11 protein-coding genes are annotated in these 11373 nt (G+C 54.4%); 10 read left to right on the forward strand and 1 reads right to left on the reverse strand.

The features are described from left to right. The first annotated feature begins 15 nt into the window (after positions 1–15). The 8 genes from bamA to rnhB all read left to right on the forward strand — a co-directional run bounded on the left by bamA (position 16) and on the right by rnhB (position 7212). On the forward strand, positions 16–2274 hold the full coding sequence (gene bamA, locus ACXADJ_RS03470) for an outer membrane protein assembly factor BamA (RefSeq protein WP_475063126.1): 2259 nt from the start codon (positions 16–18) through the stop codon (positions 2272–2274). After that, a complete protein-coding gene (locus ACXADJ_RS03475; protein WP_475063130.1) occupies positions 2247–2573 on the forward strand; it encodes a BamA/TamA family outer membrane protein in 327 nt (108 codons plus the stop codon). Before bamA ends, ACXADJ_RS03475 begins: the two co-directional genes overlap by 28 nt. Before the next feature lie 35 nt (positions 2574–2608). Next, complete coding sequence (locus ACXADJ_RS03480; protein ID WP_028294403.1) at positions 2609–3100, forward strand: OmpH/Skp family outer membrane protein; 492 nt, start codon at positions 2609–2611, stop codon at positions 3098–3100. A gap of 39 nt (positions 3101–3139) precedes the next feature. Next, positions 3140–4162, forward strand: coding sequence for a UDP-3-O-(3-hydroxymyristoyl)glucosamine N-acyltransferase (gene lpxD, locus ACXADJ_RS03485; protein WP_475063136.1), 1023 nt, complete (start codon positions 3140–3142; stop codon positions 4160–4162). After that, on the forward strand, positions 4162–4626 hold the full coding sequence (gene fabZ / locus ACXADJ_RS03490) for a 3-hydroxyacyl-ACP dehydratase FabZ (RefSeq protein ID WP_028294401.1): 465 nt from the start codon (positions 4162–4164) through the stop codon (positions 4624–4626). The genes lpxD and fabZ overlap by 1 nt, the downstream gene beginning before the upstream one ends. Beyond that, positions 4623–5390: an acyl-ACP--UDP-N-acetylglucosamine O-acyltransferase gene (gene lpxA / locus ACXADJ_RS03495; protein ID WP_475063139.1), complete on the forward strand. Its 768-nt coding sequence runs from the start codon at positions 4623–4625 to the stop codon at positions 5388–5390. Before fabZ ends, lpxA begins: the two co-directional genes overlap by 4 nt. Further along, positions 5390–6526, forward strand: a complete 1137-nt coding sequence (gene lpxB / locus ACXADJ_RS03500) for a lipid-A-disaccharide synthase (protein ID WP_475063141.1) — start codon at positions 5390–5392, stop codon at positions 6524–6526. Before lpxA ends, lpxB begins: the two co-directional genes overlap by 1 nt. A gap of 80 nt (positions 6527–6606) precedes the next feature. After that, positions 6607–7212, forward strand: a complete 606-nt coding sequence (gene rnhB / locus ACXADJ_RS03505) for a ribonuclease HII (RefSeq protein WP_475063144.1) — start codon at positions 6607–6609, stop codon at positions 7210–7212. 11 nt (positions 7213–7223) lie between these two features. Here rnhB and ACXADJ_RS03510 read toward each other — a convergent pair whose 3' ends face one another. Continuing rightward, a complete protein-coding gene (locus ACXADJ_RS03510) occupies positions 7224–8030 on the reverse strand; it encodes a lysophospholipid acyltransferase family protein (RefSeq protein WP_475063147.1) in 807 nt (268 codons plus the stop codon). Between the two features lie 100 nt (positions 8031–8130). On the opposite strand from ACXADJ_RS03510, the gene ACXADJ_RS03515 reads away from it, so the two are divergent. Beyond that, complete coding sequence (locus ACXADJ_RS03515) at positions 8131–9354, forward strand: BaiN/RdsA family NAD(P)/FAD-dependent oxidoreductase (RefSeq protein WP_475063149.1); 1224 nt, start codon at positions 8131–8133, stop codon at positions 9352–9354. Positions 9355–9570: 216 nt separating this feature from the next. Beyond that, on the forward strand, positions 9571–11163 hold the full coding sequence (locus ACXADJ_RS03520) for an isocitrate lyase (protein WP_475063151.1): 1593 nt from the start codon (positions 9571–9573) through the stop codon (positions 11161–11163). Positions 11164–11373 lie beyond the last annotated feature (210 nt).

The following is an 11373-nucleotide window of genomic DNA, read 5'->3' on the forward strand; positions in this document are numbered from 1 at the left end:
GGATTTACGTATTTCATGCGCTCGCTGTTTTTAACCCTGGTGCTGGGGCTGGTTTCTTCTGCCGCTCTGGCGGATTCCTTTGTTATTGAAGACATTCGCCTGGAAGGTTTGCAGCGGGTCTCTGCCGGTACGGTGTTTGAACGTTTGCCTGTGGCTGTTGGCGATGCGGTCGACAGTGAGCGTCTGGCGTCGGTATCCAGCCGTTTGTTCGCAACCGGGTTGTTCAACGACATCCAGTTGTACCGCGACGGCAATGTGCTGATTTTCCAACTGGTCGAACTGCCGACCATCACCTCGCTGGAACTGGATGGTAACTCCGCGATTCCGGATGATGTGCTGCTGGATAACCTGAAGACTGCGGGCCTGTCAGAAGGCATGGTGTTCAAGCGTTCGACGCTGGAGCGCATCGCGCTGGAGCTGGAGCGTCAGTACGTTATTCAGGGCCGCTACGACGCCAAAATTACCACCGAAGTGGAGCCGCTGCCGCGTAACCGTGTTGGTCTGACCATCAAGGTAGACGAGGGCAACGTTGCCAAAATCGCTCATATCAACATCGTCGGTAACCAGGCATTTTCTGACGACGAGTTGTTGGGCCAGCTAACCCTGCAGGAATCCAACTTCTGGTCCTGGTACGCTGGTGACAACAAATACTCCCGCGAAAAACTGACCGCCGACCTCGAAAGCCTGCGCTCCTGGTACTACGACCGCGGTTACCTGCGCTTTAACATCGAAGCCACCCAGGTTTCCCTGGCGCCAGAAAAAGACGGTGTTTACATCACCATCAGTGTGTCCGAAGGCGAGGTGTACACCATTCGTGACATCAAACTGGCCGGTAATCTGGTGCTGGACGAAGACAAGTTCGCCAAGCTCTACAAAATTGAAAGCGGTGAGACCTTCTCTCGCCGCAAGGTGATCGCAAGCAGCGAAGCGATGATTCGCCTGTTGGGTAACGATGGTTATACCTTTGCCAAGGTTGATGGTAACCCGGCGCCAGACGATGACTCACTGGAAGTAGACGTTACCTTCTTCGTTGAACCGGGCCGTCGTACCTACGTGCGCAGCATCAACATCACCGGTAACGAAACCACCGAAGACGAAGTACTGCGTCGTGAGATGGTTCAGATGGAAGGCGGCTGGGCGTCTACCGACAAGATTGAGGCCGGTAAAAACCGCCTGAACCAGCTGGGCTTCTTCAAGTCCGTCACCGTCGATACCCCATCTGTTCCGGGTGAAGATGACCTGATTGATGTGAACTACAACGTTGAAGAGCAGCTCAACGGCAGCCTCAACTTCAACATCGGTTATGCCGGCGGCAGCGGTATGATTCTGGGCGCCAGTGTCAGCCAGAATAACTTCCTCGGCACCGGTAACCGCATGAGCATGAGCGTTCAGAAGAACAAGACCGTGCAGTCGTACAACTTCTCGTTCTACGACCCGTACTACACCATTCATGGTGTTAGCCGTGGCTTTAACCTGTTCTACCGTGAAACCGACTACGAAAGCCTCAGCACCGTCAGCGATTACCAGACCAACTCCAAGGGTGGTAACGTGACCTTCGGTTACCCGATTTCCCGCCAGCAGCGTTTGTCGGCCAGCGTTGGTTACACCAATACCCGTATGTTTGAAGGCTCAACCGTACCGGCTGAAATCCTCGAGTTCCTGGAAGAAAACGGTGACGATTTCGACGAATACACCCTGGGTCTGAACTGGCGTTTCAACGGACTCAACCGTGGCATGTTCCCGACCGATGGTATGGAACACAAACTGTCCCTCGACATCGGCGTGCCAGGCAGCGACCTGACCACCTACAAGATTGGTTACACCGCCAACTATTACTTCCCGATTGTTGGCGACTGGTCGTTCCGCATTCGTACCGAGCTGGGTTACGGCAACGGCTATGGCAAAACCGAGCGTCTGCCGTTCTTCAAAAACTACCGCTCCGGTGGTCTGGGTTCGATCCGTGGCTACAGCTCCAACAGCCTGGGGCCAAAGGGGCTGCCTGAGTACACCGTGGTGCCGGTTGCCGAAACCGACAGCAATGGCGACGTAGTGTACGAGACTGACGATCTGGGTCGTCCGGTATACGACAGCGATGCGCCAACCGTGGTGTATACCACCGACGAAGACGGTGCCGCTGAAAGTCATTCGAACTCCAGCCAGTACAAGCCTGTCTACAAGACCGGTACCGACGGTTCGGTTGAAACGGCTCCGGCGTATTACGAGTCCCCGGCTTCCCTGGTGGTAATATGCTGGCGGAAACATCGTTCGAACTGATTTTCCCATTCCCGTTTGTTGAAGATCGCAGCCAACTGCGTAGTGTGGCCTTCTTCGACGCCGGTAATGCGTTTACGGACTACTGTTACACCCCGAATGACGCCGACGTGCCAAACCTGACTAGCCATCCGTACTGTGATACCGGATTTAATTTGTCGGACATGCGTTTGAGTACCGGTATTGGTGTGACCTGGATTACGGCGATTGGTCCGTTGACGTTTGTGTATTCGATCCCGCTGAACGATCAGCGTAACGACGATACAGAAGGCTTCGAGTTCTCTCTGGGTCAGGTCTTCTAACGAATTAATTTACTGCTTGTTTAAGGAGCACCGGAATGCGTTTTGTTGTACTGATGATGGTTGCGCTGCTGTCGCCGCTGGCGATGGCAGAAGCCAAGGTTGGCGTAGTGGATATGGAACGTGCACTGTTCCTGTCTGACGATGCCAAGGAGGCATCGAAAAAGTTTGAAGCCGATAACGCAGAAGCCATTGGCAAGGTGAAAGACCTGGAAGGCCAGCTGGTTGCGATGCGTGAAAAGCGTGAAAAAGATTCTGCCATCATGAGCCAGGCAGAACTGGACAAGCTGGCGGCGGACTTTGAAGAAAAAGCCCGTGAGCGTCAGTTCTACATGGAAAAACTTCAGAAGCAGGACCAGGCCTGGCGTCAGCAGTTCTTCCGTTCCAAACTGCCAGAGCTGGAAGAGGTTCTGAAAGCGATTATTGAAGACGGCAAGTACGATGTTGTCTTGCAGGCCGGTGCGGTGGTGTACAGCAACCCGACCGTTGACCTGACCAAGCCACTGCTTGAGCGTTTGAACAAAAAGTAATCAGCTGGTCTGATTGCCTGATTTGAAAAGGAATACCGAATGGAGCTGACCGCTTCCCAACTTGCCGACCATCTGGGCGCAGAACTGCGCGGCGATGGAAACCTTGTCATCCGGGGAGTGGCTGCTCTGGCTGCTGCCAGCAGCGAGCAGGTTGCCTTCCTGTCCGACCCAGCCTATCAAAAGGATCTGGCGGTGACGGCGGCGGGTGCCGTGATCATCAAGCCGGAACTGGCCGATCAGGTTACCGGTGTGGCGTTGATCACCGACAACCCGTATCTGGCCTTCGCCCGTACCACCCAGTTGTTCGACAACCGTCCAGCCCCTTCCCGCAGCATTCACCCGACCGCTGTGATTGAAGAGGGAGCGGTGATTGGCGAAAACGTCTCTATTGGCCCCAATGCCGTGATTGGCAAACGCAGCGTGATTGGTGCCGACACCGAAATCGGCGCTTGCTGTGTGGTTGGCGACGACTGTGTCATTGGCGACAACTGTATCTTGAATCCCAACGTTACTCTCTATTATCAGGTAACACTTGGGCACCGTGTTCGAGTACAATCCGGCACCGTTATTGGCGCCGATGGTTTCGGCTACGCGCCAGATCAGGGACGCTGGGAACGCATTGCCCAGTTGGGTGGTGTGCGTATTGGTAATGACGTTGAAATCGGTTCCAACACCTGCATCGACCGTGGTGCGTTGGGCGATACCGTGATTGCCGATAATGTTATTCTGGATAACCTGATTCAGATTGCCCACAACTGTGAAATCGGAGAAGGGACCGCCATGGCAGGCTGTGTTGGTCTTGCCGGTAGCACCAAAGTGGGTAAACACTGCACCATCGCCGGTGGTGCGGGTCTGGCTGGCCATATGAGCCTGGCCGACGGTGTGCATATCATGGGTATGACACTGGTAACGAATTCTATTGATGAGCCGGGTGTGTATGCATCGGGCACATCGCATATGCCTGCAAAACAGTGGCGTCGTAACGCTGCACGATTTAAACAGCTCGATTCAATAGCCAAGCGGCTGCAGAAACTAGAGAAAAGCCAAGAAGGTAACGCTTGATGTACCCTCAACCAATTCAGACTGTTCAGGAATTTTTGCCACATCGTTATCCATTCCTGTTGGTCGACCGTATCAATGACGTAGACCTTGATGCCGAAGAAGGCCCGGTGATCCGTGCCCTCAAGAACGTCACCATTAACGAAGAATTCTTCAATGGCCACTTCCCGGGTCACCCGGTGATGCCAGGTGTACTGCTGCTGGAGGCCATGGCGCAGTCCGCAGGTCTGCTGGGCATGACCATGCTGGGCGGCGAACGCGACCCGAACATGCTGTACTACTTTGCCGGTGCCGATAACGTGCGTTTCAAGCGTCCGATTGTGCCGGGTGATCAGGTGATTCTGGAAGCGCGCTTTGTGAACAGCCGTCGTGGTATCTGGAAGTTCGATTGTCGCTCTCTGGTTGATGGTGAAGTGGCCTGCGCCGCTTTGATTACCTGTGCCGAACGAGTAATGGAGCCAGCATGATCCATCCTACGGCCATCATTGATCCAGCCGCCCGCATTGCCGACAACGTAGAAATCGGCCCGTACTCAATCGTGGGTGCGGATGTGGAGATTGGCGAAGGTTGTGTGATTGGACCGCATGTGGTGATCCAGGGACCGACACACATCGGCAAGGGCAACCGGATTTTCCAGTTTGCGACCATTGGCGAAGAGTGCCAGGACAAGAAATACGCTGGTGAGCCGACCCGTCTGGTGATTGGCGACAACAACGTGATTCGTGAAAGCTGCACCTTTCACCGCGGTACCGTGCAGGACAACAGCGAAACACGGGTTGGTAGCAATAACCTGTTTATGGTCAACGTCCACGTTGCCCATGACTGCGTGATTGGTGACAACTGTATTTTTGCCAACGACACCAATCTGGCTGGCCACGTAGTCGTCGACGACTGGGCCATTCTGGGTGGTGCCACCCAGGTTCATCAGTTCTGCCGCATTGGTGCCCACGTGATGGCGGGTGCCGGTACCGTGGTCCTGAAGGACATTCCAGCCTATGTTATGGCGCTGGGTTATCCGGCAACACCGCACGGTATTAATTCTGAAGGTTTGCGTCGTCGTGGTTTCACGGCCGAGCAAATCAGTGCGGTGAAAACCGCCTACAAAGTGGTTTATCGTCAGGGTCTGACCAGTGCCGAAGCGCTGGGAAAACTGCAGACTCTGGAAGTCGATTCAGCCGCCCAGCTGCTGGTCGACAGTGTCAAGGCTGCTACCCGCGGAATCATCAGATAGTGAAACGGATTGCGATTGTTGTTGGTGAGACCTCCGGCGATATGCTGGGTGCTGGCCTGCTGAAAGCACTCAAGGAAAAGTACCCCGATGCCACCTTCGAGGGCATCGGTGGTCCGTTGATGCAAGCGCATGGCTTTGACAGCCTGTATCCTATGGAGCGCCTGTCGGTGATGGGGCTTGTGGAAGTGCTGGGCCGCCTTGGCGAGCTTTTGAAAATTCGCAAGAACCTGATCCGTCGCTGGATTGATAATCCTCCCGACGTCATGATTGGCATCGACGCCCCGGACTTTAACCTGACGCTGGAGCAGAAACTCAAGGCCAAAGGCATCAAGACCGTGCATTACGTCAGCCCGTCGGTTTGGGCCTGGCGACAAAAACGCGTTATCAAGGTTGGCAAAGCCGTTGACCTGATGCTGACGCTGTTCCCGTTTGAAGCCAAGTTCTACGAAGACCACCAGATTCCGGTGCGATTCGTGGGTCACCATCTGGCCGATAAAATCCCCTTCGATACCCCGAAAACCCCGGCTCGTGAAGCCCTGGGGCTGGACGTCAGCAAGCCGATCGCCTGTTTGATGCCTGGCAGTCGTGGTGGTGAAGTGGACCGTATGGGACCGGTGTTTATGGACACCGCCCAGTTGATGTTGCAGCAACGCTCCGATTTGCAGTTTGTGATTCCGGCGGCCAGTGTCGAACGACACGAGCAGTTGGAAAGCCAGTTGGCTGAAATGCCAGAGAAACTGCCGCTGAAAATTGTGCTGGGTCAGTCGCAGCAATGCATGGCCGCTTCGGATGTGATTTTGCTGGCATCCGGAACGGCGACGCTGGAAGCCATGCTGTTGAAGCGCCCGATGGTGGTCAGCTACAAGGTGAACGCGATTACGGCATTCCTGCTGCGCAGGATGCTGAAGCAACCGTTTATTGCCTTGCCTAATCTGCTGGCTGGCAGACAGGTGGTGCCGGAAGTTCTTCAGGAAGCAGCAACGCCGGTGCGTCTGGCGGAAGAAATGATGCGCAACCTGGAAGATCAGCAAACCCGTCATCAGCTGCATGAAACCTTTCAGTTTATCCATCGTCAGCTGAAACGCAGCGCTGACGAAGAAGCAGCCAATGCCATCATTGAATTGATCGAAGGCTGATTCCATCATCATCGGGTTATTCAGGCAGCCGCTTGTGTGTCCCGGTGAACTCTTCTTTATCTCCTCTTTGCGGTATTCCCATGATTGAACAGGAACAACAACTGGTCGAACAGGGCCTGCGTTATTGCGGCGTTGACGAAGCGGGTGCCGGCCCTTTGTGTGGCGATGTCGTGGCGGCAGCGGTGGTACTGGACCCAGCCCGGCCGATTGAAGGTCTGAACGACTCCAAGAAACTGACTGAAAAGCGCCGCGAGGCACTCTACGCCGAAATTCTGGCCAAGGCAGCAGACTTTGCCATTGCCCGTTCGACCGTGGAAGAAATCGACGACATCAATATTCTCAACGCCCGCATGCTGGCGATGACCCGTGCGGTGGAAGGTCTTGGCGACAAGCCGGACCACGCCTTGATTGACGGCAACAAGTTACCAGAGTTGGATATGGATGCGACGGCCATCATCAAGGGCGATAGCCAGGTGATGGCCATTGCCGCAGCGTCCATTCTGGCCAAGGTCACCCGTGACCGTGAAATGCTGGAGATGGAAGAGCAATACCCGGGTTATGGCTTTGCCAAACACAAGGGGTATGGCACCAAGGCGCATCTGGAAGCGTTGCAGGCACTTGGGCCATGCGCCATTCACCGCCGCAGTTACGCGCCGGTGAAGAAGCTGTTGCTGGAATCTGAATAAGCGGGTTCTGGTCAGCGGTCAAATTTCTGCTGCTGGCAGTAGGTCGCCTCACGCACCAGATCGCGCAGCGCCTCGTCATTCTCGGTCGTGGCAATCACGTCTGGGCTGATCACGTCGCCAATACCAATGTGAATGGTTGAACGGCGCTTTTTCAGAAACTCGGCCGGAATCCGCATGGTGCGCAGGGCTGGATTGATTTTGCCCAGCAGGTGAAAACTACGGCTGTTGGAGCCGTGGAAGTACACCGGGATCACCGGCACGTTGGCCTTGCGAATCAGGCGCATGCTGGAAATTGGCCATTGCTTGTCAGCAATGCCTTGCTGACCCGGATACCAGGTGGATACTTCACCCGCCGGGAACAGGCCAAGGCCGTTGCCTTGCTTGATTTGCGCCAGTGATTTACGCATGCCACCCATGCCTTTGGGGCCGCGGTTTTCAAACGGGTTCACGGTAATGAACAGGTCTGAAATTGGTGCAAAGTAGCTCAACAGGAAATTGGCGACCACGCGAAAATCCGGCCGGATACGGCAGATGATCAGCAGCAGGATCACGCCATCAAGAAACCCGAAAGGGTGATTGGATACCGTAATAAATGGACCTTCCTTCGGAATCACCTTACGCAGGGCGTCGATGTCGTAGTCCAGTTTGATATCGAGGTAGGCAAGGCAATCTTCGATCATGTCGATGCCTTGCTTGTGCTCCAGTTTGTCGTAAATGCGAACCATGGTGGGTCCTTTCAACAAACGCAGCAGCATATTCAATTTGAATGGGGAGAGTTTGGTCGCTTCCAGTAGTCCCTGGCGATCAAATAACTCCATAGCGTCTTTCCCGTCGTGGTATCGAATCGCTGGCATAATACCAGCCATCGAAGGGGCGGCAAGCGCCAACAATGCAATGAACTGAATTAAGGTAATCCCTGTGACAGAGACTGACGTAGTCGTTATTGGCGCTGGTGCCGCCGGCCTGATGTGTGCGGCATTGACGGCCGCATCCGGCAAGCAGGTGCTGGTACTGGATCACGCCAATCGGGCGGGTAAAAAGATTCTGATGTCGGGTGGCGGCCGCTGCAATTTCACCAATTACTACGTCGAGCCCAACCGTTATCTCAGCCACAACCCGCATTTCTGCAAATCCGCACTGAGCCAGTACACCCAATGGGATTTCATTGCCCTGGTTGACCAGTACGGCATTCCTTACCACGAGAAAAAAGACGGTCAGCTGTTTTGTGACAACAAGGCCGTCGACATCCTCAATATGTTGCTGAACGAATGCGAGGTTGCAGGGGCATATATTCGTTTGTCGACCGCCATTGATGCAGTAACAAGACGTGAAGACGGCCGCTTTGAGCTGCTTACCCATCAGGTTCGAAATCCCGACCAGCCTTCCGGGACGGTTGTGGCCAATAAACTGGTGGTCGCCACCGGTGGCCCATCCATTCCGACACTGGGGGCAACGGGGTTTGGTTTTCAGCTGGCGAAAGACTTTGGCCTCAAGGTGTACGAACCGGTAGCGGCGTTGGTGCCGTTCACCCTGACCAGCCAGTTGAAGCAGTTGTGCATCGACCTGGCAGGCAACGCCTGTCGGGTTGACGTCAGTTGCAATGGTCAATCCTTCCTCGACGATATGCTGTTTACCCATCGGGGCCTCAGTGGTCCGGCGATGTTACAGATTTCCAGTTACTGGCAACCGGGCGATACCTTGCAGATCGACCTGCTGCCAGGACTGGATGCCGCGGAGCAGCTGCGTGCCGACCAGCACAGTAATCCCAAACAACAGTTGAAAACCTGGTTAAGCCACAAGCTGAATCAGGCGATTGCCGATAAATGGCTGGCAGCGATGGCATTCCGCGCTGAGGCAACGCTTGCGAGCCTCAATGGCCAGCAAATGGACGCATTGGCAGATGCGCTGCACAAATGGCAAGTAAAACCTTCAGGCACCGAGGGCTACCGCACGGCGGAAGTGGCGCTCGGTGGGGTGGATACCGACGAACTATCCTCCAAAACCATGCAGTGCAAGCAGGTGGAGGGCCTCTACTTTATTGGTGAAGTGGTTGATGTCACAGGACATTTGGGGGGATTCAACTTCCAGTGGGCTTGGTCCAGTGCGTGGGTGGCCGCCCAAAGTCTGATTGCCGATTGCTGAATCGCAGGAAATGGGCTGTTTACCGCTACTTTGGTAATAACCGGTTCATACCAAGGAATAACATTTCCGATGTGAATTGCAGATATACGATCTATTGATTTCAATTATGGTTTTGTTCTCCATAGTATTGGTTCCAAGCAGAGCCGAGCATCCCATCTACAATAAGCGGGAGCCGGTACTGAATACCCCAAAACGCTATGACAAAGGACGAAACCCATGTCTGCATACCAGAATGACATCAAAGCAGTTGCTGCACTGAAAGAAGCCGCTGGCGCTGGCTGGTCTGGCATTTCCGAAGAAGCCGTTGCACGTATGCGTGCCCAGAACAAGTTCAAGACTCACCTGGACATTGCCAAGTACACCGCCAAGGTGATGCGTGAAGACATGGCCGCCTACGACGCTGACAGCTCTCAGTACACTCAGTCTCTGGGTTGCTGGCACGGTTTCGTTGGTCAGCAGAAGATGATTTCTATCAAGAAGCACTTCGGCAACACCAACCGTCGTTACCTGTACCTGTCTGGCTGGATGGTTGCTGCACTGCGCTCCCAGTTCGGTCCTCTGCCTGACCAGTCCATGCACGAGAAAACAGTGGTTGCTGGCCTGATCGAAGAGCTGTACACCTTCCTGCGTCAAGCCGATGCTCGTGAACTGGATCTGCTGTTCCGTCAGCTGGATGCCGCCAACGAAGCGGGCGACAGCGCCAAAGCTGCTGAAGTCCAAGCGTTGATCGACAACCACGAAACTCACGTAGTGCCGATCATTGCCGACATCGACGCCGGTTTCGGTAACGAAGAAGCCACTTACCTGATGGCCAAGCAGATGATCGAAGCGGGTGCTTGCTGCATCCAGATCGAAAACCAGGTTGCTGACGAGAAGCAGTGTGGTCACCAGGACGGTAAGGTTACCGTTCCTCACGATGACTTCCACGCCAAGCTGCGCGCAGTTCGCTACGCCTTCCTGGAGCTGGGTGTTGATGACGGTGTGATCGTTGCTCGTACCGACTCCCTGGGTGCTGGTCTGACCAAGCAGATTGCTACTGTTAAGACTCCTGGCGATCAGGGCGATATCTACAACAGCTTCCTGGACGTTGAAGAAATCACTGTTGACCAGATGCAGCAGGGTGATGTTGTGATCAACCAGAACGGCAAGCTGGTTCGTCCTAAGCGTCTGCCTTCCGGTCTGTTCCAGTTCCGTCAGGGCACCGGTGAAGACCGTTGTGTATTTGACTGTATCGAAGCTCTGAAAGCCGGCGCTGACCTGCTGTGGATCGAAACCGAGAAACCACACGTTGGCCAGATCGGCGGTATGGTTAACCGTATCCGTGAAGAAATCCCGAATGCCAAGCTGGTTTACAACAATAGCCCAAGCTTCAACTGGACAATGAGCTTCCGTCAGCAGGTATTCGATGCCTGGACTGAAGAAGGTAAGGACGTTTCCGCCTACGATCGCGCTGGCCTGATGAGCGTTGAGTACGATGAGTCTGAACTGGCCATCGAAGCTGACCGTCGTATCCAGAGCTTCCAGGCTGATGCAGCACGTGAAGCAGGTATCTTCCACCACCTGATCACGCTGCCGACTTACCACACTACTGCTCTGTCTACTGACAACCTGGCCAAGCGTTACTTCGGTGAAGAAGGCATGCTGGGCTATGTGAAGCAGGTTCAGCGTGAAGAGATCCGTCAGGGTATCGCTTGTGTGAAACACCAGAACATGGCCGGTTCCGACCTGGGTGATGCTCACAAGGAATACTTCTCCGGTGAAAACGCTCTGAAAGCGTCTGGTAAAGACAACACCATGAACCAGTTCTAAGAACAGTCGGTTGATGGAAAACCGCAGCAGGGCAACTTGCTGCGGTTTTTTTGTGTCTTGTGTGCGGGGAGGTTTGTAAATTTCCTTAACTGTCAAAATGTAACAGTCAGCCATGCTGGAAGGTGACTGTTATGGTTTTTTGTTTTCCTGGCTGAACTGGTGAAGTGAAAACTCACTGGTATTTACAATTCGTCAGTTCTAAACGACTTT

It is taken from the genome of Oceanobacter sp. ABM4_470, assembly GCF_056158645.1.